At 56.5% G+C, this 21,828-nt stretch carries 18 protein-coding genes and 1 tRNA gene; 8 read left to right on the plus strand and 11 right to left on the minus strand.

Annotation, left to right across the window (positions count from 1 at the left end; genetic code table 11):
- Window positions 1-10 precede the first annotated feature (10 nt).
- The gene (locus A3K90_RS01770) at window positions 11-1,330 is read left to right on the plus strand and encodes a peptidylprolyl isomerase (RefSeq protein ID WP_303680878.1); all 1,320 of its coding nucleotides are present in this window, start codon (window positions 11-13) and stop codon (window positions 1,328-1,330) included.
- Window positions 1,331-1,504: 174 nt separating this feature from the next.
- Here A3K90_RS01770 and gyrB read toward each other — a convergent pair whose 3' ends face one another.
- Together gyrB and A3K90_RS01780 are read right to left on the minus strand one after the other, a co-directional pair.
- The gene (gene gyrB, locus A3K90_RS01775) at window positions 1,505-3,439 is read right to left on the minus strand and encodes a DNA topoisomerase (ATP-hydrolyzing) subunit B (RefSeq protein ID WP_303680879.1); all 1,935 of its coding nucleotides are present in this window, start codon (window positions 3,437-3,439) and stop codon (window positions 1,505-1,507) included.
- Window positions 3,440-3,560: 121 nt separating this feature from the next.
- Window positions 3,561-4,178 carry a ribonuclease HII gene (locus A3K90_RS01780; protein WP_303680880.1) on the minus strand — a complete coding sequence of 206 codons (618 nt, stop codon included), beginning with the start codon at window positions 4,176-4,178 and terminating at the stop codon, window positions 3,561-3,563.
- 260 nt (window positions 4,179-4,438) lie between these two features.
- Here A3K90_RS01780 and A3K90_RS01785 point away from each other — a divergent pair, with 260 nt between their 5' ends.
- The 3 genes from A3K90_RS01785 to A3K90_RS01795 are packed head-to-tail and all read left to right on the plus strand — an operon-like array spanning window position 4,439 to window position 8,724.
- Complete coding sequence (locus A3K90_RS01785) at window positions 4,439-6,145, plus strand: Rne/Rng family ribonuclease (protein ID WP_303680881.1); 1,707 nt, start codon at window positions 4,439-4,441, stop codon at window positions 6,143-6,145.
- A 16-nt stretch (window positions 6,146-6,161) separates the two neighbouring features.
- Window positions 6,162-7,025, plus strand: a complete 864-nt coding sequence (locus tag A3K90_RS01790) for a 2,3,4,5-tetrahydropyridine-2,6-dicarboxylate N-succinyltransferase (protein ID WP_303680882.1) — start codon at window positions 6,162-6,164, stop codon at window positions 7,023-7,025.
- Window positions 6,991-8,724, plus strand: coding sequence for a S41 family peptidase (locus A3K90_RS01795; RefSeq protein ID WP_303680883.1), 1,734 nt, complete (start codon window positions 6,991-6,993; stop codon window positions 8,722-8,724). The genes A3K90_RS01790 and A3K90_RS01795 overlap by 35 nt, the downstream gene beginning before the upstream one ends.
- Here the strand turns inward: A3K90_RS01795 and A3K90_RS01800 are convergent.
- The 8 genes from A3K90_RS01800 to A3K90_RS01835 all read right to left on the minus strand — a co-directional run bounded on the left by A3K90_RS01800 (window position 8,714) and on the right by A3K90_RS01835 (window position 15,315).
- Complete coding sequence (locus A3K90_RS01800) at window positions 8,714-9,409, minus strand: DUF3593 domain-containing protein (RefSeq protein ID WP_303680884.1); 696 nt, start codon at window positions 9,407-9,409, stop codon at window positions 8,714-8,716. The two genes, A3K90_RS01795 and A3K90_RS01800, sit on opposite strands and share 11 nt — an antisense overlap.
- Window positions 9,410-10,552 carry a geranylgeranyl diphosphate reductase gene (locus A3K90_RS01805; RefSeq protein ID WP_303680885.1) on the minus strand — a complete coding sequence of 381 codons (1,143 nt, stop codon included), beginning with the start codon at window positions 10,550-10,552 and terminating at the stop codon, window positions 9,410-9,412. It abuts the gene before it with no gap.
- A gap of 20 nt (window positions 10,553-10,572) precedes the next feature.
- Window positions 10,573-12,042: a glycine--tRNA ligase gene (locus tag A3K90_RS01810; protein ID WP_303680886.1), complete on the minus strand. Its 1,470-nt coding sequence runs from the start codon at window positions 12,040-12,042 to the stop codon at window positions 10,573-10,575.
- Window positions 12,043-12,102: 60 nt separating this feature from the next.
- Window positions 12,103-12,405 carry an ATP-dependent Clp protease adaptor ClpS gene (locus A3K90_RS01815; protein ID WP_303680967.1) on the minus strand — a complete coding sequence of 101 codons (303 nt, stop codon included), beginning with the start codon at window positions 12,403-12,405 and terminating at the stop codon, window positions 12,103-12,105.
- 80 nt (window positions 12,406-12,485) lie between these two features.
- A complete protein-coding gene (locus A3K90_RS01820) occupies window positions 12,486-13,436 on the minus strand; it encodes an LD-carboxypeptidase (RefSeq protein ID WP_303680887.1) in 951 nt (316 codons plus the stop codon).
- A gap of 66 nt (window positions 13,437-13,502) precedes the next feature.
- Window positions 13,503-13,769: an ATP synthase F1 subunit epsilon gene (atpC, locus tag A3K90_RS01825; RefSeq protein ID WP_303680888.1), complete on the minus strand. Its 267-nt coding sequence runs from the start codon at window positions 13,767-13,769 to the stop codon at window positions 13,503-13,505.
- Between the two features lie 13 nt (window positions 13,770-13,782).
- Window positions 13,783-15,171, minus strand: coding sequence for a F0F1 ATP synthase subunit beta (gene atpD, locus A3K90_RS01830; RefSeq protein WP_303680889.1), 1,389 nt, complete (start codon window positions 15,169-15,171; stop codon window positions 13,783-13,785).
- 71 nt (window positions 15,172-15,242) lie between these two features.
- Window positions 15,243-15,315: transfer RNA gene (locus A3K90_RS01835), tRNA-Thr, on the minus strand.
- Between the two features lie 185 nt (window positions 15,316-15,500).
- On the opposite strand from A3K90_RS01835, the gene A3K90_RS01840 reads away from it, so the two are divergent.
- The 3 genes from A3K90_RS01840 (at window position 15,501) to A3K90_RS01850 (ending at window position 19,616) form a co-directional block, all read left to right on the plus strand.
- On the plus strand, window positions 15,501-16,028 hold the full coding sequence (locus A3K90_RS01840; protein WP_303680890.1) for a TlpA disulfide reductase family protein: 528 nt from the start codon (window positions 15,501-15,503) through the stop codon (window positions 16,026-16,028).
- A 149-nt stretch (window positions 16,029-16,177) separates the two neighbouring features.
- Window positions 16,178-18,043: a phosphoenolpyruvate carboxykinase (GTP) gene (locus tag A3K90_RS01845; RefSeq protein ID WP_303680891.1), complete on the plus strand. Its 1,866-nt coding sequence runs from the start codon at window positions 16,178-16,180 to the stop codon at window positions 18,041-18,043.
- Window positions 18,044-18,194: 151 nt separating this feature from the next.
- A complete protein-coding gene (locus tag A3K90_RS01850) occupies window positions 18,195-19,616 on the plus strand; it encodes an OmpP1/FadL family transporter (RefSeq protein ID WP_303680892.1) in 1,422 nt (473 codons plus the stop codon).
- A gap of 74 nt (window positions 19,617-19,690) precedes the next feature.
- Here A3K90_RS01850 and A3K90_RS01855 read toward each other — a convergent pair whose 3' ends face one another.
- Entirely contained in the window at window positions 19,691-19,897 is a 207-nt protein-coding gene (locus tag A3K90_RS01855; protein ID WP_303680893.1) for a dodecin, read from the minus strand.
- A 342-nt stretch (window positions 19,898-20,239) separates the two neighbouring features.
- Between A3K90_RS01855 and A3K90_RS01860 the strand changes: the two genes are divergently transcribed.
- A complete protein-coding gene (locus A3K90_RS01860; RefSeq protein WP_303680894.1) occupies window positions 20,240-21,811 on the plus strand; it encodes a 4Fe-4S dicluster domain-containing protein in 1,572 nt (523 codons plus the stop codon).
- Window positions 21,812-21,828 lie beyond the last annotated feature (17 nt).

Genomic DNA, 21,828 nt, shown 5'->3' on the forward strand with positions numbered 1-21,828 from the left:
AGCCAAGGTTATGAAAAAAGCATTTCACGCAGTTCTTTCCGTCATAGCAGTACTCCTGACCATGCCTTCCATTCTTTCTGCTGCAGTGGTGGCCGACAAGGTGGTTGCCGTGGTCGGGAGCGAGGTGGTTTTCAAGTCTGAGCTTGACAGCCGTGAACTTATGGCCCGGATGCAGTATCCCGAGCTCAAGGGGGATAATTCCCTGCGAAGGACCATTCTCGACAACATCATCGATCAGAAGATCATTCTCACCAAGGCCAAGATTGACAGCGTTTCCATTGACGAGAATGCCGTAACATCGATGGCCGCAGACCGGTTTCGGCAGCTCAGTGGGAGGTTCACGTCGAAAGAGGATATGGAGCGCCGGCTTGGCCGCAGTGTTGATGCTATCCGACGGGATCTTGCAGACGAACTCCGCGGGCAGCAGATGATTGAAACCCTGAAGCGGAAGAAGTTTTCTTCTGTGACGATCGGTTATGGTGAGGTAATGGCATTCTACCGGAGCAATCAGGCGTCTATGCCGGATCTTCCTGAGGAGGTTTCGGTATCGCAGATCCTGAAGTTCCCTGGAGTAAACTCTGCGTCAAAGGCTGATGCACTGAAAAAAATACAGGAGATCCAGAAAAAGCAGGAGTCAGGATTTCTCAGCTTCGAGGAGCTGGCCCGTCGCTTCTCGATGGATCCGGGTTCAGCTCCGCTCGGCGGCGATCTGGGGTTTGTGCAGCGCGGCGAACTGGTCAAGCCGTTCGAGGATGCCGTCTACGCGCTTAAGGACGGTCAGGTCTCCGGGATTGTCGAGACACGATACGGCTATCACATCATCCAGCGCCTCGGTCGTGAAGGGAGCTCAATCCATGTGCGCCATATTCTTGTGGCTTTTGAACGTTCCGGAAGTGACGAGGGCGAAGCCGCAGCATTTCTTGATGCCATTCGCTCAAAGGTGCTCTCAGGAAAGGTGGACTTTGCGATGATGGCAAAAAACTATTCCGATGACCCTGTATCTGCGAGTCTTGGTGGGCAGGTGCTGGCCTCGGGTACTTCCGGAAAGTATCTGGATCCCTCAATGCTCCGCCCCCAGCTGCGCGATATTGTTAATGCCTTAAGGACGCCTGGCGACATCAGCAGACCGACGAAAATCATCCCGCCGAAAGGTGATCCGTTCTTCGGCATTTTCCGCCTGAATGACCGTATCATGCCGCATGTGCTTGATCCAGAGAAAGACTATCCCCTGCTTGAGCAGCTGGCCCTTGACCGCAAGAAGCAGGAGCTGTTTGACGCTTGGGTGAAGGGGTTGCATAAAGAGGTCTACATCCGTCGTTCGGACCTCTGAGAGCCGCAGATCTTCCTATCCCGGTCTCTCCACTGTTCGTGCAGAAGCGGGTGGATGTGAAAACACCAGACCCCCGACATGATAGACATGTTTTTCGGGGGTCTGGTGTTTTGTTTTGCTGCAGTCCGGTGGCATCAGCATAGAGAGAAAGAGAGAGGTCCCCGGCTCCGTCAATCAGACATCAAGACGGCGGACGTAGCGGGCGTTTTTCTCAATGAACTCTCTGCGTGGCTCGACTTTATCGCCCATGAGGGTACTGAACACCTTGTCCGCCTCCATGGCATTTTCAACGCTGACCTGCAGGAGCGAGCGGTGCTCGGGATCCATTGTCGTGCCCCAGAGCTGTTCCGGGTTCATTTCACCAAGACCTTTATAGCGCTGGATGTGCACGTTGGCCTTACCCTTCTGCATCTTCTTCATGGATTCGCTTATGCTGTTGCGCTCGTCGTCATCCCATGCATACTGCTGTTCCTTGCCTGATTTGACGAGGTAAAGCGGTGGTTGCGCGATGAACACTTTACCGGCTTCGATGAGCGAGCGCATGTGGCGGAAGAAGAATGTCAAGAGCAGGGTCCGGATGTGGGCCCCGTCGACGTCGGCATCGGTCATGATGATGATCTTACCGTAGCGAAGCTTTTCAGCGGAAAACTCCTCTTCACCGAAGTTGGTCCCGAGGGCGAGGATGATGGTCTTGATTTCCTCGTTCTCAAGCATCTTGTGCAGGCGTGCCTTTTCGACGTTGAGAATCTTGCCCTTCAGCGGCAGGATGGCCTGAAAGCTGCGATCGCGCCCCTGCTTGGCGCTGCCTCCTGCAGAGTCACCCTCGACAATGTATAGTTCACAGTGTTCCGGATCGTTGATGGAGCAGTCGGCAAGCTTTCCCGGCAGGCCGGAGCTCTCCAGCACCGATTTACGGCGGGTCAGTTCCTTTGCCTTTCGTGCGGCCTCCCTCGACATGGCGGCCCCCTTTACCTTCTCGATGATCATCTTGATCACGTTCGGGTTGCTTTCGGCGAACTCGGCGAGCTGTTCGTTGAGGATGCTTTCAACAATGCTCTGGGTCTCTGAGTTGCCGAGTTTGGTCTTGGTCTGCCCTTCAAACTGTGGTTCGGCCACCTTTACCGAAATGACGGCGGTCAGCCCCTCTTTGAAGTCGTCGCCGGTCAGGGCAAGCTTGAGATTCTTCAGGAGATCGTTTTTCTGTGCGTAGGCGTTAAGGGTTCTGGTGAGGGCTTTGCGGAAGCCCGTTACATGCGTTCCTCCCTCATGCGTATTGATGTTGTTCACATAGCTGAATACGTTCTCCTGATAGGAGTCGTTGTACTGGAGTGCGATTTCAACGATAGTCCCGTCTTTTTCACCGTATATGTAGATCGGTTCCTTTATCAGGTTCAGTCGGTTCTCGTCGGTGAAGAGCACGAACTCCTTCAGCCCGCCTTCAAAATGAAAGGTCTCCTGCTCGCCTTCGATATCCTGCACCACGATTTTCAGGTTGCTGTTCAGGAACGCCAGTTCCCGCATGCGATCGATGATGATATCTTTGCGGAACTCCGTGACCTTGAAGATTTCAGAGTCAGGCATGAAGGTGGTTTTCGTCCCGCGTTCGGTCGTGTTTCCAATCTCCTTCACATCGGCTTCAGGCACGCCTCTGTGGTAGCGCTGGAACCAGGCTTTGCCGTCACGGTATACCTCGACTTCGCACCACTCCGACAGGGCGTTCACTACCGATGCGCCAACGCCGTGCAGACCGCCCGATACCTTATAGGCGCCCTTATCGAACTTGCCGCCTGCGCCGATGAGCGTCATGACGAGCTCCAGCGCCGATTTTTTCTTGTCGGGATGGATGTCGACAGGGATGCCGCGGCCATGGTCGATGACCGTGACCGAGCCGTCTGGGTTCAGGGAGACGAAGATATATTCGTTGTATCCGCCAAGGGTTTCGTCGATCGAGTTGTCAACGATCTCATAGATGAGGTGGTGCAGACCGCGGCTGTGGATGTCGCCGATGTACATCGCCGGACGCATGCGTACATGCGCAATGCCGTCGAGCACCTGAATGTTGGTTGCTCCGTAGTTCGATTGGGGGGTCTGAATGTCAGCTTCCTGCATGATGAGGCTTTTCGATGGAGTTATGGGAATCGTTCTTCAAGATAAGAAAAAAGACGCGATTATGCTTGCTTTAAAGGGCCGGCCGGGTTGCTCCCCCGACCCCGATTCAACAGGATGTCCATTACTTCTCCCCAAGTTGTGAGAGACGGAAGCTCGTCCTGTGGACTGGTGAGCGGCCGTGGCGCCGAATGGCCTCTACATGCTCTCTTGTCCCGTACCCGGCATTGCGTTCGAAGCCGTATTCAGGGTAGCGCTCTGCATACTCCGTCATCATGCGGTCCCGTTCCGTTTTGGCAAGCACTGATGCGGCGGCAATCGAAAAGACCAGCGCATCGCCCCTGACGATTGTCTGGTATGGGACCGGGCTGTTCGGTGTGAACCGGTTTCCGTCGATAAGCAGCATGTCTGGCTGCCGGGGAAGGGATTCCGCCGCGCGGTTCATTGCGAGCATTGTGGCCCGGAGGATATTGATGCGGTCAATCGTTTCGTGCTCGACAGCCTCTACTGCCCATTCTTCTGCTTCCTCCCGAATGGCGGGAGCGAGCTCCCGGCGGAGCGACGGGGTGAGTTTCTTGGAGTCGTTGAGCCGCCCGAGGATTCCCTTCCCGGGACGGAACCAGCGAGGGAATACCACCGCAGCGGCGACGACTGGACCGGCCAGAGGGCCCCGGCCCGCTTCGTCGATGCCGCATAAGCGCCGGAAGTCGTTCCAGAGCAGGTATTCACGTGCTGTATCCATTGGCGCCATGTTCTCTCAATGTTTTAAGGACCCCTATAATTTCTTATCTTGACGATTGGCTTGCAAGCCCTGTTTCCATTCCTCCGTCCGCGCTGATTCCCGGCTACACGAACGAGAAGGGGCCGTCCCCCGCCGATCCGGCAAGTGGTGACGCATGGCGGGGTTTCGCCCTCGACGGCGGCAATTCGTGCAGGTCCTATGAATATGGCGGGGCCGTTTCCAGGCCCCCGACAGAATAACCAAGGTAAAGGTTCTGACGTATGAAAAAGAGTGTAAAAAAACAGCTGCTGATGAACAAGACCGGCGACGAGATACAGGTCGCGCTGGTTGAGGACGGCAGACTTGCAGAGCTGATTATCGAGCGGCCCGAAAGCCGCCGCAGTATCGGTGATATCTATCTCGGCAGGGTGCACAAGGTAATCGAAGGGCTCAAGGCTGCCTTTGTGGACATCGGGCAGAAGTCGGACGGCTTTCTGCACTTTTCCGATGTTGGTACTACCAATGAGGATTACCGGGCACTTATCGAGGATGATGACGACGACGACGAGACGGTAGTAGACGAGACCGGCTCGGGAGAAGATGGCGCAGATGAAGATGATGCCAGTGTAGAGCCCGAGGTACATCAGGAACAGCAGGGCTCCCGGCAGTCTTCCCGGAGCGGCGGGCGCAAGCCCCAGCCGCGGAAGGACGACGGTGCGGAAAAACGCCAGTCCTACACCCAGATGATCGCCGGAAAGCTCAAGGCCAACGACTCGATTCTTGTTCAGGTCATCAAGGAGCCCATCAGCACGAAGGGTTCGCGCCTGACTTCAGATATCACCATCGCCGGCCGCTTCATGGTGCTCCTGCCGTTCGGCGGGGGGCAGGTGGCGGTGTCGCGCAGAGTCGTTTCCCGCAAGGAGCGGGCCCGGCTGAAAAAGCTTGTCCGTTCTATGCTTCCTGAAGGGTTCGGCGCCATCATCCGCACGGTTGCCGAAATGCAGGAGGAAACGCTGCTCAAGCAGGATCTCGAAAAGCTGCTCGCCAAGTGGACGCAGATTGAAGAAAAGCTCAAGGATGCCGCGCCTCCGCAGCTCATTTTCAAGGAGGATACCATCATTTCGAGTGTACTTCGCGACTCGCTGACCTCCGATGTGACTGAAATAGTCGCCAACTCTGCCTCCATCCACAAGGAGACCCTCAACTACATCGAGTGGGCAGCCCCCGAAATGGTGAAGAACGTGTCGCTTTATCAGGGCAAGCTGCCGCTATTCGAGGGTTACGGCATCGCTAAGGACGTCGAGTCAATTTTTTCACGCAAGGTCTGGCTGAAGTCCGGCGGATATATCATCATCGAGCATACTGAAGCCATGGTGGTGGTTGACGTCAACAGTGGCCGCTACGCCGCCAAACGGGAGCAGGAGGAGAACTCGCTGCGCACAAACATGGAGGCTGCCCGCGAGGTGGTCCGCCAGCTCCGCCTCCGCGACATCGGCGGCATCATTGTGGTCGACTTCATCGACATGATGGACGCCCGAAACTCAAAGAAAGTCTACGATACGATGAAGGGCGAGCTGCGAAACGACCGAGCAAAGTCTAACATCCTTCCGATGTCGGATTTTGGCATCATGCAGATTACCCGCGAGCGTATCCGTCCGAGCCTCATGCAGCGAATGGGCGACCAGTGCCCGGCATGCGGCGGATCGGGTGTTGTACAGGCACGCTTCACCACAATCAACCAGATTGAGCGTTGGCTGCGCAAGTACGCGCTGCAGCATGCAATGAAGTTCCAGCAGCTCGACCTCTACGTGAGCCCTACGGTTGCCGAGCCGCTGAAAAACAGCGACATGAACACGGAATTGAAGTGGTTCCTCCAGCATATGCTCTTCGTCCGGGTCAAGCAGGATGAAAGCCTGAGGAGTGACGACTTCCGCTTCTACACCAGAAAAGACAGTCGGGACATAACCGCCGAATACGGCGATCTTTAAGGAAGGAGACTATACGATGGGCGCTTACGACGCATTGAAGGAGGAGATTTTAGGATATTCTGCACTGGGGGCTCAAGCTCTGCAGGAGATGACCGCAGCACGGGAGGCGTTCCTGCGCTTCAAGTCGCTGCTTAACGATGGGTCGATCCGGGCTGCCGAAAAGGGCGCCTCCGGCTGGACTGTAAATGCTTGGGTGAAACAGGGCATCCTGCTCGGCATGAAGTTAGGCCGCCTTGAGGCCGGCAGGGTTGAGACCGGCGTTCCTGGCTCCTCCTTCTCGTTTATTGACAAGGATACCTGGCCGCTGAAGTCGTTTACGCTGGAGAGCGGCGTGCGCATCGTGCCCGGCGGATCATCCGTTCGTGACGGCTCTTACCTTGCTCCGTCCGTAGTGATGATGCCTCCTGCCTATGTTAATGTCGGAGCCTATGTCGACGAGGGGACCATGATCGACTCTCATGCGCTTGTCGGCAGTTGCGCCCAGGTAGGACGGCGCGTCCATCTTTCCGCCGGCGTTCAGGTCGGAGGGGTGCTTGAGCCCATCGGTGCCGTGCCTGTCATCATTGAGGACGATGTGATGGTCGGCGGCAACTGCGGCATCTACGAGGGGACCATCGTCAAGGAGAGGGCCGTGATTGGTACAGGCGTAATCATCAACGGATCCACGCCTGTCTACGACCTTGCCAGGGGGACTATCCATCGTAAAACGGCGGAGTCTCCGCTGGTCATCCCGGAGGGCGCTGTGGTCGTTGCCGGCTCAAGGAGTCTCAAGGGCGACTTCGCCGGAGAGCACGGTCTGTCTATCTACACGCCCGTGATCATCAAATACCGCGACACGAAGACCGATGCGGCAACTGCACTCGAAGACGCCCTCCGCTGAGCGCATGGGAACGGCGCCCTTTGGTTCCCTGAAGGCAGTTGCGTTCATTGCAGCAGGCCTTTTCGCTCTGGGGACCGCTGTCCCGGGAGCGGCATCCACGCGTGACGACCGGTACTTTGAAACCGTCCGCAGTATTGACCTCATGGGTGACGTTACCCGTGAGGTCGCTGAGAACTATGTTGACACGGTCGACATCAGCCGTCTGCTCTATTCAGGCATCGATGGCATGCTTGACACCCTTGACCCCTATACTGTTTTTCTCGACAGGGAAGAGTCGCGGGAGCTCGGCGATCTTACCAGCAATCAGTATGCCGGTATTGGCATCACAATCGCCGCTCTGGATGGCGGCATCTATGTCACTTCGGTCGAGAAGGGCTGGCCGGCCGAAAAGGCCGGTCTCAGGACGGGAGATCGTATCAGCGTCATCAATGATGTACGCCTGGCCGGCAAATCCCTCGATGCCGTGCGCGAACTGATCCGGGGAAATGTAGGCTCACCTGTCACCCTCCAGATCCAGCGGCAGGGCACTGAATCCTTTACATGCCGGCTCGTTCGCGAAGAGGTGCGGCTGAGCACTGTCGGGCATGCAGCTTTCATCGGCGGGAATGGAGGTATCGCATACATTTCTATGACCAGTTTCGCAGACCGTTCAGGTGCGGACCTCAGGGGCGCTCTCGGGCAGCTGCAGCGGGAAGCCGCGGGCCGTTCTTTCAAGATGCGCGGTATCATCCTCGATCTCAGGGAAAACCCCGGAGGCCTCCTTGACGCCGCCGTCGATGTCACTGGGTCGTTTGTCGCAAAAGGTAGCCCCGTGGTGTCCATCCGCGGCCGTAGCGCAGGAGCATCCCGTTCCTATGCAACCACCGGAACGCCATTTGATGCCTCAATTCCCCTTGCAGTTCTCATCAATGCCCGAAGTGCCTCGGCCGCTGAAATCGTTGCAGGAGCTGTGCAGGATCTCGACCGGGGCGTCATCGTCGGCGAGCGTTCCTTCGGCAAGGGGCTCGTGCAGTCGGTTATCCGACTGCCCTATGAAAACGCCCTCAAGCTGACTACTGCCAAGTACTATACTCCGTCGGGCCGCCTCATCCAGAAAGAGGCTGGCAATGCGCACGGTGCACGTGATGTCCTGCCCAGGAAAAATGCCGGAGATGGGACTGCTGAAGTGTTTCGGACCGCGAGGAACCGGAAGGTATACGGCGGTGGAGGGATCCTTCCCGATATCCAGGCCGCCGATCCCGAGCCTTCACTCTACCTTGAATCACTGGAGATGAAAGGGTTGCTGTTCCTGCATGCCGCCTTGTGGCGTGCATCGCATCCCCTGCCTCCAGTCTCTTCCGACAGCACGGCGCTGGTTCAGAGCTTCAGTGGGTTCCTGGAGGAACAAGGATTTACATACCGTTCTCTGGCCGACAGGAAGCTGGAGGAACTCAAGAAGCTCCTTTCCGGTGAAAATGCGGAAGAAGCCAAGCGGGCTATGGCGGCGTACCGTACGATGGAGGTTGAGATTGCTGCCGGGCGGGAGCGTGAGATCGGTCGTGCTTCCAGGGAGGTATACACTGCGCTCAGGGAGGAGATTCTTCGTCATTACGACGAACGACTTGCCGTCATGGCGGAGGTCAGTCACGATCCCATGGTGCTGAAGGCCATAGAGATCCTTTCTTCGCCGCGTAGCTACCGTAAACTGCTCAGTCGCTGAGGGGACGGATTGTTCCTGTCAGCCGGTCCTGCGTAATGCTTTTCTGCGCTCCGAGGGCGATCAGGAGGTTGCTGATGCTCAGGAGGCTTTCTGCCGCCCCGTGCAGAAGGTCATCGTGCGAGAGGGTCGGGTACCCTCTTATCTCTGTTGCCAGATACATGCATCCGACCGTCACCAGGATGAAGACAAGCACGAACCAGAACCCTCCGATTGTTACTCCCGAAAACACCGTCCGATCCCGTTTCCATACCACCACGAGCAATACGAGAAACGTCAGGTAGACGACGCTTGAGAGCTGCAGGATAAGGTCGAACACATCCTCCCCCATCCAGGACTGCGGACGCCCGGCGATGAGCATAATGCCGATGAGTGCGGTTGCCGTCATTTCTCCTCCAGCTGGTTTCGGGAGGCCTCTCAAGATGCCGAGGGTCGCCACGAGGAGTGCGATGCTCCCGAACAGGTTGATTACCTCCGACATATCGAGCATGAAGGGGATGGTGTCACCGGTGGCATGGTATCCGAGCACGAAAAAACTTCCAACCCAGTGCGGAAGCATGGACAGGCCGAAGATTCTGAGGGCAGGCCTTCCCGACAGGGTCCCATGACGGAACAGGAGAAATGCGGCAACCCCCCATTCCAGCGATGAGAAAACGTGGATGATCCAGTTTGGCAGGGATAGCAGCATTCAGCGTCCTTTCAGGAGGTGGTAGATGTTTTTCGAGAAGATCTTCATCTGAACCGACCATGGTGCCGGCACCATTTTCTTGTAAAGATAAGAGTCGAAGGTGATCCGCTGCACGTCATCGTCAGCGCAAATCGCCACAAAGCTTTCCCTGAAGCGGTCGTTGCGGTAGTAAATGGCCTGCAGGGCTTCGAGTCCGAAGAATATCGGCTGGTAGAGCTTCCGGAACTCCTGCTCATAGGCGCTGAGCGGTGCGCCGGACTTGATGTGGCGCACCATTGCCTCGGCACCGAGCTTTCCCGAACGCATTGCGAAAAATATGCCCTCACCGTTGGCCGGAGTCACAAGTCCGGCCGCATCACCGACGAGGATGTTCTTTTCAGCGGCGAACGTCTTTCGGGGCTTCATGGGGATTTTTGCGGCCTCGTCGAGGTACGACTCCGTCTTAATGCCGATCTTCTCCACAAACCGCTTCTGCAGGGCCTTGATGCTGTGCTTGCGGTCCTCGGTGCCGGTACCGATGGCCAGATGGTCCGCTTTCGGGAAGATCCATCCATAGAAGTCGGGGGAGACCTCTCCGTCAAACCAGATTTCGACGATGTCGCGGAATTTTTCGATTTCCGGGGTGTAGTGGAACCGCTGCTGCATGGCGATGACCTTCAGTTCGTTCGGCGGGAACCCAAGTTCGTCGGCGGTTTTCGAGTTGGCTCCGTCGGCACCGATGATGTGCGTTGCCTCGAACGGCTCGACTTTGTTTCCGAGTGTGGATATGAGCCACCCTTCACCGGTCGGCATGAGGCTGTCCATCAGTCCTTCCTTGATGATGGCCCCGGCCTGCTCGGCTTCGCTGCGCAGCCAGCGGTCGAATTTCTCCCGGCGCACCATGCCCACATATCCGTTTGGCATGTGCATTTCGATCGATCGCCCTTTAGGAGATCGGGCACGCATGTGCGCGAGCTTCTTTTCAACCAGCTCCGCGGGAATGGAGAACTCCTCGATGAGACCAAGCGGTATGGCCCCGCCGCAGGGCTTCACATTGTCGAGGTTCCGCTCGAGCAGGACCGTCGAAAGTCCCGCCTTAGCCAGGACTGCTGCGGCTACGGCCCCGGAAGGGCCTCCGCCTATCACTGCGACATCGTAACGCATGGTGGTGGGTTTGGGGTGGTTCAGGCCATCTTCGCCGTGATGAACGCCGCTGTCTGCGACATGTCTATGCGTTCCTGCTCAGCCGTGTCACGGAAGCGAACCGTTACGGTTCCATTCTCCAGTGACTGGTGGTCCACCGTGATGCAGAACGGAGTGCCGATCTCGTCCTGGCGGCGATACCGCTTACCGATCGATGCGGCATCGTCATACTGCACGGGGAAAGATTCCGCCAGTTCATCGCGGAGTTTCATTGCGGCTTCACCCATGCCGCCTTTTTTCATCAGCGGCAGCACAGCAGCTTTTACGGGAGCGACCTTCGGGGACAGTTTCAGCACTACGCGCTCTTCTCCATCGACAACATCTTCCGAATAGGCATCGGAAAGGATTGCGAGGAAGAGGCGGTCGCATCCTGCGGATGTTTCCACCACGTATGGGATAAAGCGCTCGTTGGTGAGCTGATCGACATACTCCATGTTCTTGCCGGAGTATTCCTGGTGGCGGCTCAGGTCGAAATCGGTACGCGAGTGGATGCCTTCGATCTCCTCAATGCCGAAGGGGAACTCGAACTTGATGTCGTAGGCAAGATCGGCGTAGTGTGCGAGTTTATCGTGCTTGTACCAATGCAGCTTCTCGGGGCGGATGCCGAGCTGGCGGGTGTACCACTGGTATCGCTCTTCGCGCCATGCTTCGAACGCCTCGGCTTGGGTTCCCGGCTTTACGAAGTACTGCATTTCCATCTGTTCGAACTCGACCATGCGGAATATGAAGTTTCCCTTGACGATCTCGTTGCGGAATGCCTTGCCGATCTGGGCGATTCCGAAGGGGACCTTCATTCGCGAAGCCTCTCGAACGTTATGGAAGTTCACAAAGATGCCCTGGGCTGTTTCCGGGCGGAGATAGACTACGCCGGAGCTGTCTGCCACGGCACCCATGTTGCACTGGAACATGAGGTTGAACTGCCGCACCTCGGTCCAGTCGCCCGAGCCGGTGTCGGGGGCCTTGATGGCCTCATCGAAGATCAGCTGGTAGAGTGCGCGGTTCGGCTCCTCAGCCGCGCCGCAAGCTTCGTAGACTGTCTGCACCCGCAGAGCCTCGTCGTCCTTACCATCGCGGCGGAGTTTTTCAATGTGGTTCTCTATGAGATGATCGGCCCGGTAACGGCGCTTTGTTGTGCGGTCGTCGATCATAGGATCGTTGAAGCTGGCTACGTGGCCGGAAGCCTCCCAGACTGTCGGGTTCATCATGATTGAAGCGTCGATGCCAACGATGTTCTGGTGGCGGCGCGTCATGGAGTTCCACCAGAGCTCCTTGATGTTCCGCTTCATCTCGCTGCCGAGGGGCCCGTAGTCGAAGCAGGATGAAAGGCCGCCATAGATTTCCGATGAGGGAAAAATAAATCCTCTCCGTTTGGCGAGGGAAACCAGTTTATGCATCACTTTGTCCGGCGACAGGCTGGTGCCCTGCACGCGAGTGGTATCAGGTGTGGTCATGGCGTCAATAAGGTGTTTCGGGAAAAGCTTTTCTCGTGTGAATATATAACAAAGCGCCGGTCATACCGACTGGATTTCGGTTTTCAGGGCTATCTCCTCAAGCACTGCGCTCACTTGGATGCACCGCTCAATTGAGCCGTTGAACACAATGGCCCGTCCACTGTTGTGCACCTCCATGGTGAGTTGTCGGGCTTTCTGCCGGCTGCATCGGACGGCAAGGATAATCTGGAAGATGACTTCGTCAAAAGAGTGCTCGTCATCATTGAACAGCACTACCCTGTAGGAATCACCCGTATCAGTGCCCGCTACGGCAGGGCTTTCGAGTGTTTGGTGGTCCGATTCGGGGCTGACGCAGGAGTACATTACTCTGGAAATGCGGGAAGGTTTCAGGATGTTCATGAGGGTAAAATACGGCAGAGGGGCGCACGACGCAACTGCGGTGCTCATTGAACGATGACAGGGGCCATTGCCCCAAGTGCAAACGTACCGTCATCCTTGACCTCTGCCCGGCATATGGCTCCGACTGGAAGAGTCATGAGGTCTGCGATATGGCCATACGAGAGCCCTGTAATCAAGGGCCCGATGTTACTGCTGCGGTCGGCGTAATAGTTGAAGATCCGAAGGAGTCGGTCCTCTTCTTCCTGCTGAACTCCCCCATTGCTGAACTGGCCGAAAAGGATGGCGCGGCACCCCTTAAGCTGCCCGGCATTCAGGAGCTGAGAAAGCATTCTGTCGATACGGTAGGATGCTTCGTTGACATCTTCGAGGAAGAGGAGTGCACCGTCGAGGGAGGGAAGGAACGGCGTTCCGATCATGGAGCTGAGCATGGTGAGGTTGCCGCCGATGAGTGGTCCTTCGGCCGATCCTGACCGGAGGACCGAAATTCTATGGGCCGGGCAGTTCCGGATGGAGAGGGCATAGGCTGGCGAAGTGAGCATGCCCCAGAAATGCTCTTCGGTGCAGGGTGTCGGGTCGTGCAGTTCTGTGGCGAGCATCGGCCCTGAAAAGTTGATGAGCCCAGTGTTGGCCAGAATGGCAAGCGACAGGGCTGTGATGTCGGAATAACCAATGAAGATTTTCGGGTTTTTCCTTATGAGCTCGTAGTCTATGGCTCCAAGAAGGCGCGAAGCTCCAGCTCCGCCGCGCAGGCAGATCACAGCACGTACGGCCGGGTTCTGGAACATCGCGTGCAGGTCGTAGAGCTTTTCTCGGTCTGCGATTTCGGGGTCGGTGCTGATGCGGTTGAGGTGCTGGGACGGTTTGACCCTGTACCCGTGCTTTTCAAGATAGGATACAGCCTGCTCTATCCGCTCCGGGCGGGTGGAGTGTGAGGATGGGGAGATGAGGCCGATGGTATCTCCCGGTGCGAGTGCCTGTGGCAGGAGTGGTGTCATAAGTCCAAAAAAAAGCCCGGCATTCCATTGCGTGGAGGCCGGGCTTATCGGTTCAATGACATGGAATCAGGAAACGCTGTCAGTCAAAAGGATCGCCTTGTTTCCGCTGACTTCAAAAAAACCGTCAGAAATGGTGAAGGTCTTTTCGGTTTTATCTGCCAGGGAAAGCCTGACCTTTCCGCCTTTGAGGGCGGAAAGAAGGGGCGCATGGTTCTTCATGACCTGAAAAAGTCCGTCCTGTCCCGGCGCGATGACGCTCACCACCTCTCCTGAGAAATGAAGCTTCTGGGGAGTGACGATGTCCACATCAAAACCTTTGTCGGAAGTTGCCATGGTGCGCGCTTGATTACAGGGTTTTAGCTTTCTCGATGGCCTCTTCGATGGTTCCGACGAGGTAGAAGGCATTTTCTGGAAGATTGTCGTGCTTGCCGGCAATGATTTCCTTGAAGCCCTTGATCGAGTCCTCAAGCTTTACGTACTTGCCTGCAAGGCCTGTGAAGGCTTCTGCGACGAAGAACGGCTGCGAGAGGAAGCGCTGTACTTTTCTGGCTCTGGCGACAACGAGCTTGTCCTCGTCGCTGAGCTCGTCCATGCCGAGAATGGCGATGATATCCTGAAGGTCCTTGTAGCGCTGGAGTATCTGCTTGACAGACTGCGCCGTGTCGTAATGATCGTCTCCGATAACGTTCGGATCAAGGATACGCGAGGTCGAGTCGAGAGGATCGACAGCCGGGTAGATGCCGAGCTCTGCAATCTGGCGAGAAAGCACCGTTGTTGCATCAAGGTGGGCAAAAGCGGTAGCCGGTGCCGGGTCGGTAAGGTCATCGGCAGGCACGTAGATGGCCTGTACGGAGGTGACGGAACCGTTCTTGGTTGAGGTAATCCTGTCCTGCAGTTCACCCATCTCAGTTGCCAGAGTCGGCTGGTATCCCACGGCGCTCGGCATACGACCGAGAAGTGCGGATACTTCGGAGCCTGCCTGGGTGAAGCGGAAGATGTTGTCGATAAAGAGCAGCACGTCGCGGTGCTCTTCATCACGGAAGTACTCTGCGATGCTGAGGCCTGTGAGTGCGACCCTTGCACGTGCGCCGGGAGGCTCGTTCATCTGGCCGAACACGAGTGCGGTCTTGTCAATAACGCCCGACTCCATCATTTCATGCCAGAGATCGTTTCCTTCGCGGGTGCGCTCGCCGACGCCGGCGAAAACGCTATAGCCGGACTGCTGCTTTGCGATGTTGTTGATGAGCTCCATGATGAGCACGGTCTTTCCCACACCTGCACCGCCGAAGAGGCCGGTTTTACCACCACGGGAGTAAGGCTCGAGAAGATCGATGACCTTGATGCCGGTTTCGAACATTTCGGCTTTCGTCGAGAGATCTTCGAACTTCGGTGCCGAGCGGTGAATCGAGTAGGTTTTCGTTGCGTTGACCGGGCCGCGACCATCGATCGGGTCGCCGACGACGTTGAGCATCCTTCCAAGCACGCCCTCTCCGACAGGCGCCTGAATCGGCCGGCCGGTGTTTGCTACGCTGAGTCCCCTGATGAGGCCATCAGTGCTTTCCATTGCAACCGTGCGGACGCGTTCTTCGCCGAGGTGCTGCTGTGTTTCGAGAACAAGCCTGGAACCGTCGGGTCTTGTGATGGTCAGCGCGTCAAGGATAGACGGGAGCTGCCCTTCAGGAAAATCGACGTCAACAACTGGGCCGATGATCTGGGAAATCTTACCTTCTTGCATAGTGACAGTGTGGATAGGATTTATGTTGTAAAGCTTACTATTCAGGCTTCCGGTCGTCATTACCGGATACGAGCCACCTGAGGGACTTGAACCCACGACCTACTATTTACGAAACAGTTGCTCTACCAACTGAGCTAAGGTGGCCTATAGCATTCGTCTGATCCCCTGAAAAAATCAAGCCCAAATATAATTTTTTTGTCAAAGATTCGCAAAGATTAATAAGGTGCGCTTTGGGGGTGTTTAAAAAAAGGAGAATTCCTATATTTAGAAAGATGAAGGCCCGCACTTTTTTTCTTGGAACCCCGCCCTCGGAACCGTATATGTAGATTATGAAGATGATTCGACGCACTGTTTTCCTGCTCACCGCTGCACTTTTGCTGGTCGTCCGACCCGCAGCAACACTTTCTGCCGAGCCTGCCACCGCTCAAGGCGTCAAGGCGCCCGCGTTTTCCGGCATCACCCTTGACGGGAAGCGTATCAGTTCGGCATCCCTTGCAGGGAAGCCTTACATCGTAAACTTTTTTGCTTCCTGGTGTCCGCCCTGCCGGCATGAAATCCCCGACATGGTCGCACTCCAGAAGGTCTATGCTCCCAAAGGTTTCACCTTCATCGGTGTTGCGGTCAGCGACAGCGAACCCGCCATTAGGGCGTTTGTCTCTAAAGCAGGAATATCCTATCCCGTCATGATGGGTGACGAGAAGACCGTAGGAGCGTTCAGCGGCCAGGTACGCGGGGGAATGCGCTCCATTCCGACCTCCTTCGTCGTCAATTCCTCCGGTCGCATCACGGAGGTTATTACCGGCGCCAGAAGCCGGGACGAGTTTGAGGAGAAGATTCTTCAGTCTTTCAAAAAGTGAAGCAGGGGGCCATGCATCCCGGGATATTGCATCAGGTGCAATCCTGCGGGCGGTCACCTGCCCAATAAACAGTTTTCTCCGCATCCGCAGCCGCTGTTGAAGGCTGCGGTTGCTTTTTTTAACCGGCAGTCAAACGCAAACGAACAATCATGAGCGCAACGCAGATCAATGCCCCGGATTTTGTGACAAACAAGAAACTGCTCCAGTGGGTGCAGGAAACCGCGGACATGTGCTGTCCTGACAACGTCTACTGGTGCGATGGATCACAGGAGGAGTATGACTCCCTCTGCCAGCAGATGGTTGAGAGCGGCACTTTCATCAAGCTTTCCGAAGAAAAACGCCCGAACAGCTATCTCTGCCGTTCCGATCCGAGCGACGTGGCAAGGGTCGAGGACCGCACTTACATCTGCAGCATCCGTCGTCAGGATGCCGGCCCGACCAACAACTGGGTCGCCCCGAAAGAGATGAAGGAGACCCTCCGCGGCCTCTATACCGGCTGCATGAAGGGCCGTACGATGTATGTCATTCCGTTCAGCATGGGTCCGCTCGGTTCCCACATCGCCCATATCGGCGTCGAAATCACCGATTCCCCCTATGTTGTAACCAACATGCGCATCATGACCCGCATGGGCCGTAAGGTGCTTGATCTCATCGGATCGGACAGCGAGTTCGTGCCCTGCCTCCACTCTGTCGGCGCCCCGCTTGAGCCTGGTCAGGCCGATGTTCCGTGGCCCTGCAGTGACACCAAGTACATCGTCCATTTCCCCGAGGAACGCGCCATCATGTCCTTCGGCAGCGGCTACGGCGGCAACGCTCTGCTCGGCAAGAAGTGCTTTGCGCTCCGCATCGCTTCAAGCATGGCCCGCGATGAAGGCTGGCTCGCAGAGCATATGCTCATTCTCGGTGTCGAGTCTCCTGATGGAGAGAAGACCTATGTCGGTGCGGCTTTCCCGAGCGCCTGCGGAAAGACCAACTTCGCCATGCTCATTCCGCCGCAAGCCTACGATGGCTGGAAAGTGACCACCATCGGCGATGATATCGCATGGATCAAGCCCGGTGAAGACGGACGCCTGCACGCCATCAACCCCGAGTACGGATTCTTCGGCGTTGCTCCCGGTACCTCCATGAAGTCGAACCCGAATGCCATGGCTTCACTCAGCCGTGACACCATTTTCACCAACGTAGCCATGACGCTCGACGGCGATATCTGGTGGGAAGATATGACCGATGAGCCGCCGGCTGAACTCATTGACTGGCAGGGTAAGCCGTGGACCCCGGGTTGCGGCAGGCCGTCCTCGCACCCGAACGCCCGCTTCACCTCCATGGCAAGCAACTGCCCCTCGATCGATCCCGACTGGGAGAACCCGAAGGGCGTGCCGATCAGTGCATTCATCTTTGGCGGACGCCGCCGCGATACCGTGCCGCTCGTCTACCAGTCTGCAAACTGGAACTTCGGTGTCTACCTTGCCGCAACCATGGGTTCCGAAATGACCGCCGCCGCCGCCGGAACCATCGGCCAGGTCCGCCGCGATCCTTTTGCCATGCTTCCGTTCTGCGGTTACCACATGGGCGACTATTTCAACCACTGGCTCCATGTCGGTCGCACCATCCAGGATCCTCCGCGCATCTTCGGTGTCAACTGGTTCCGCAAGGACGAGAACGGCAAGTTCCTCTGGCCGGGATTCGGTGAGAACATGCGTGTCTTGCAGTGGATTGTCGGTCGTGTCCGTGGCCGTGCTACCGCCGTCGAAAGCCCGCTTGGCTGGATGCCGAAGTACGACGCCCTCAACTGGACCGGCCTGGATGCCATGACCCCTGAGAAGTTCTCCAAGTTGATGGAGGTCGACAGCGAGGCATGGAAGAAAGAGCTGCTCTCCCATGAGGAGCTGTTCGAGAGGATCTACGATCGCCTTCCGAAGGAGTTCCCCCATATCCGCGAGCTCATGCTCTCAACACTGTGGCTCTCTCCGGCACATTGGGCGATGGCCCCTGAGCGCTTTTCGGGCGAAAACTGATAAGCCCGCGCTTTTTTCTTCAGCCGGTGCAGGGGATTCGTCCCCGCACCGGCTGTTTTTTTTGTACTTGGAATTAACGATTGTTAATATTATATATCGCCATATTGCTATATCGTTAAACTAAACCCACCACAACCACAACCAGAGCATTATGTCCAGAAAATCATTTGTAGGCGCAGCCATCGCGCTTTCAGTCTGCTGTACCTCGACGGCGATGGCAACCAACGGTATGAACCTTGAGGGTTACGGCGCCAAATCACACGCCATGGGCGGCGCAGGCATGGCATACGATACCGGCAACTCAGCTGTCATGAACAACCCGGCAACACTTGGATACATGAAGGAGGGGACTGAGGAGATCGGTATCGGTATCAGAGGGCTGCACCCCAGTGTCGAGCTCTCCTACGGAGGGGCGAACGATAAGTCCGAGGCAACGGCATTCTACATGCCTTCGCTCTCCTACATGCGCAAAGACGGCAGGATAACCTGGGGTGCCGCAGTGCTCAGTCAGGGGGGTATGGGTACCGACTATGGGAATGATTCGCCGCTGTTTGCGTATGGTTTCAGCATGGATGGAAGTACGGTGCCGCTCAGTGGCGGGACCATCCGCTCGGAGGTTGGCGTGGGACGGGTAATGTTCCCATTTGCCTATGAGCTCTCGAAGGAAACCACCGTCGGTGTAACGGCAGACTTCGTCTGGGCAAGCATGGATCTGCAGATGGATCTTGACGGGAGTCATTTTGCAAACATGATGAACAATGTTGGCGGATCAGTCGGAGGGAGCATGGCTGCTACTCTTCAGTCAATGATGGCCAGCTCACAAATAACTGACATCAACTATGCACGTTTCGATTTCTCGAACGGCTCCCCCTTCATGGGCAAGGCAATCGGTTATGGTACCGGCTTCAAGCTCGGCCTCACCCAGAAGCTATCTGATGGGATTACCTTCGGCGCCAGCTATCACACAAAGACCAGTCTCAGCGATCTTGAGTCAAGTAGTGCGAAGATTGCCTTTGCTGGTACTATGGGCACTACGCCCTCGGCATTTGCGCAGGAACTAACGGGGACAATCAAGGTTCACGATTTTGAGTGGCCGGCCACGGCGGCGGCAGGACTTGCCGTGAAAGCGAGCCCGAAGCTCATGTTCGTTGGTGACGTCAAGTTCATTGACTGGTCCGATGTGATGGATAAGTTCTCCATGAGCTTCACTGCCGACAATACAACGGCCAACAGCGTCTATGCAGGAAAAACGATGGACGTGACAATGACGCAGAACTGGGATGATCAGTTCGTCTATTCGCTCGGTATGCAGTACATGGCTACCGACCGCCTTGCCCTGCGCGGTGGCGCTAGCTTCTCGACCAATCCAGTGCCTGACCAGTATCTCAATCCGCTCTTCCCCGCCATCGTGAAGAACCACTACTCCTGCGGTTTTGGTTACAAGGTGAATGACGATACGAAGGTTGGTGCCGCATTCAGCTGGGCTCCTGAGGTAATCACCTCCAACGCCGACACCATGGTCATCAGTCACGGCCAGACCAATTGGTCGCTGAACTTCGTGCATAACATATGAATCGACTCAATATCTGAATGCAGAAGGGCGCCCTATGGCGCCCTTCATGCGTAATAGATGAACGGTTCAGGTGCTCAGTCGAGGGTGAAGCCGATCTTGCAGGTCACCTGAAAGTAGGCAACTTTCTGGTCTTCGACATGGCAGCGGGTCTCCATGACTTCCACCCAGCGGATGTTGCGGACCGATTCTGCAGCTTTTGCAACCGCGTTGTTGATGGCTTCCTCAATGCTGGTGGCGGAGGATCCTACGATCTCAATTTTCTTATAGACGTGTGCGCTCATGGGTGTAAGGGCTTTGATTGATTGAATTACAAATGGTGCTTTGCGGGATTGGCTTGGTGCCCGGCCAGCCAGCATATTAGCAAAACGGGAGTAATGTTCAAAAAAGAACCCCGCCAATCCTCATTTCTGAAGGTGGATGCTAAAGGGGGCGAGCAAAACTTGAGAAAAAGTACGCCTTTCCTCCGAATATTTTTTGGAGAATGGATCTCTTGTGTTATTATATAGCTATTCGGTTATATAGTGATACGGCGAAGAGGTTGATCTCCCGTGTTCCGTCTTTGCCGGGCGCATGCCTGAGGCAAGGGAGCATGGCCCTTCATAATACTTAGAACAAACCAGTTCATGAATTACGGCTTTGTCATTGACGCCCGCAAGTGTATCGGATGCCATGCATGCTCCGTTGCCTGCAAATCAGAAAACCAGGTTCCGCTCGGTGTGAACAGGACCTGGGTGAAGTATGTGGAGAAGGGGACCTTCCCCGATACACGCCGTTACTTTACCGTGCTGCGCTGCAACCACTGCGAGGAACCCCCATGCGTGGATATCTGTCCTGTCGAAGCGTTGCATAAGCGGCCTGACGGGATTGTGGATTTCGACTCCCGCCGCTGCATCGGGTGCAAAGCCTGCGCACAGGCATGCCCCTACAACTCCGTGTACATCGATCCCGAGACTCAGACGACAGCAAAGTGCAGCTACTGCTCGCACAGGGTCGAGATTGGCCTGAAGCCCGCCTGTACGGTGATCTGTCCTCAGCAGGCGATTATTTCGGGAGACCTTGATGACCCTCAGAGTGAAATCTCCAAACTGGTGGCAAACGAGCGCACCGTTGTCCGCAAGCCGGAAAAAGGGACCAGCCCGAATGTGTTCTATATCAATGGAGACGGCGCCTCCCTCGATCCTTTCCAGGCACCCGAAGAGGGCGCCTATATGTGGAGCGCCCAGTCGCGCGGCGTCGGCCACTTCGCCAAGCATGCGGTGCACGGTGAAGGCCACGGTGTTCCCGACCAGTCTGCTGCCGGTTCGCACGGCGCAAAGACGAAAGCCGGAGCTCCCCGCAGGGTATACGATGCTCCCTCAAAAGGCTCCGTCTGGGGCTGGGAAGTTCCTGCGTATGTATGGTCGAAAGCCGTGTCTGCGGGTGCGTTCCTTCTGCTGTTCGCCTTCGCTCTCTTACCGGACGTGGCGCTTTCTCCGGCCATGCAGTGGGGCCTCTGGGCGATTTCATTGGTCTTCCTTGCCCTGACCGGCGGTTTCCTTGTGAAGGATCTCGATCGACCGGACCGTTTTAGCTCGGTCATGCTCCGCCCTCAGTTTGGTTCGTGGCTCGTCCGGGGCGGCCTCACCATTACGGGTTACGGGGCATTCCTCGCCCTCTGGGGGGCAGGTACATGGTTTTCGCTACCGCTGCTTGCTTCTGCCGGCCTCTGGGGCGGAGCTGCAATGGCGCTCCTGACGGCCGTCTACACGGCGTTCCTCTTCGGTTCGGCCAAGGGGCGCGACTTCTGGCAGAGTCCGATGCTCTCCCTTCATATGCTCCTGAACTCGGTGATTGCCGGAGGCGCAGCAATGACGCTCCTCTCTCTCTTCATCGGTATCAATGAGGGTGCCGCAGGGCAGCTCAAAATGGTTCTTGCGGGTGCATTCGTCCTCCATCTCATCGTAATGGCAACGGAGCTGTACGGCCGCCATCCTTCAGTCGGAGCCGAGCGTGCGGCCGAAGCAATCAGGAGCGGAAGCCTGAAGCGTGATTTCTGGTACGGCAGCGTCCTGTTGGGCAACCTGCTCCCCCTCCTTGCGGTCCTTGTGCCGACCGGCTCACTGACCCTCGCCGTGGCTTCCATCTTCGCCCTCGGCGGCGTCTTCTACACAGAAAAAGTATGGGTCAAGGCCCCGCAGACAATCTCATTAAGTTAACCCCGGAGCAGCGACAA

The organism is Pelodictyon luteolum (genome assembly GCF_001622165.1).
GTDB classification, from domain to species: Bacteria; Bacteroidota; Chlorobiia; order Chlorobiales; family Chlorobiaceae; genus Chlorobium; species Chlorobium luteolum_B.

Excerpts from the sequence above, each read along its gene's own strand:
- A3K90_RS01770 (WP_303680878.1), top strand. The coding sequence starts at position 11 with ATGAAAAAAGCATTTCACGCAGTTCTTTCCGTCATAGCAGTACTCCTG.
- gyrB (WP_303680879.1), bottom strand. The coding sequence starts at position 3,439 with ATGCAGGAAGCTGACATTCAGACCCCCCAATCGAACTACGGAGCAACC.
- A3K90_RS01780 (WP_303680880.1), bottom strand. The coding sequence starts at position 4,178 with ATGGATACAGCACGTGAATACCTGCTCTGGAACGACTTCCGGCGCTTA.
- A3K90_RS01785 (WP_303680881.1), top strand. The coding sequence starts at position 4,439 with ATGAAAAAGAGTGTAAAAAAACAGCTGCTGATGAACAAGACCGGCGAC.
- A3K90_RS01790 (WP_303680882.1), top strand. The coding sequence starts at position 6,162 with ATGGGCGCTTACGACGCATTGAAGGAGGAGATTTTAGGATATTCTGCA.
- A3K90_RS01795 (WP_303680883.1), top strand. The coding sequence starts at position 6,991 with ATGCGGCAACTGCACTCGAAGACGCCCTCCGCTGAGCGCATGGGAACG.
- A3K90_RS01800 (WP_303680884.1), bottom strand. The coding sequence starts at position 9,409 with ATGCTGCTATCCCTGCCAAACTGGATCATCCACGTTTTCTCATCGCTG.
- A3K90_RS01805 (WP_303680885.1), bottom strand. The coding sequence starts at position 10,552 with ATGCGTTACGATGTCGCAGTGATAGGCGGAGGCCCTTCCGGGGCCGTA.
- A3K90_RS01810 (WP_303680886.1), bottom strand. The coding sequence starts at position 12,042 with ATGACCACACCTGATACCACTCGCGTGCAGGGCACCAGCCTGTCGCCG.
- A3K90_RS01815 (WP_303680967.1), bottom strand. The coding sequence starts at position 12,405 with ATGTACTCCTGCGTCAGCCCCGAATCGGACCACCAAACACTCGAAAGC.
- A3K90_RS01820 (WP_303680887.1), bottom strand. The coding sequence starts at position 13,436 with ATGACACCACTCCTGCCACAGGCACTCGCACCGGGAGATACCATCGGC.
- atpC (WP_303680888.1), bottom strand. The coding sequence starts at position 13,769 with ATGGCAACTTCCGACAAAGGTTTTGATGTGGACATCGTCACTCCCCAG.
- atpD (WP_303680889.1), bottom strand. The coding sequence starts at position 15,171 with ATGCAAGAAGGTAAGATTTCCCAGATCATCGGCCCAGTTGTTGACGTC.
- A3K90_RS01840 (WP_303680890.1), top strand. The coding sequence starts at position 15,501 with ATGAAGATGATTCGACGCACTGTTTTCCTGCTCACCGCTGCACTTTTG.
- A3K90_RS01845 (WP_303680891.1), top strand. The coding sequence starts at position 16,178 with ATGAGCGCAACGCAGATCAATGCCCCGGATTTTGTGACAAACAAGAAA.
- A3K90_RS01850 (WP_303680892.1), top strand. The coding sequence starts at position 18,195 with ATGTCCAGAAAATCATTTGTAGGCGCAGCCATCGCGCTTTCAGTCTGC.
- A3K90_RS01855 (WP_303680893.1), bottom strand. The coding sequence starts at position 19,897 with ATGAGCGCACACGTCTATAAGAAAATTGAGATCGTAGGATCCTCCGCC.
- A3K90_RS01860 (WP_303680894.1), top strand. The coding sequence starts at position 20,240 with ATGAATTACGGCTTTGTCATTGACGCCCGCAAGTGTATCGGATGCCAT.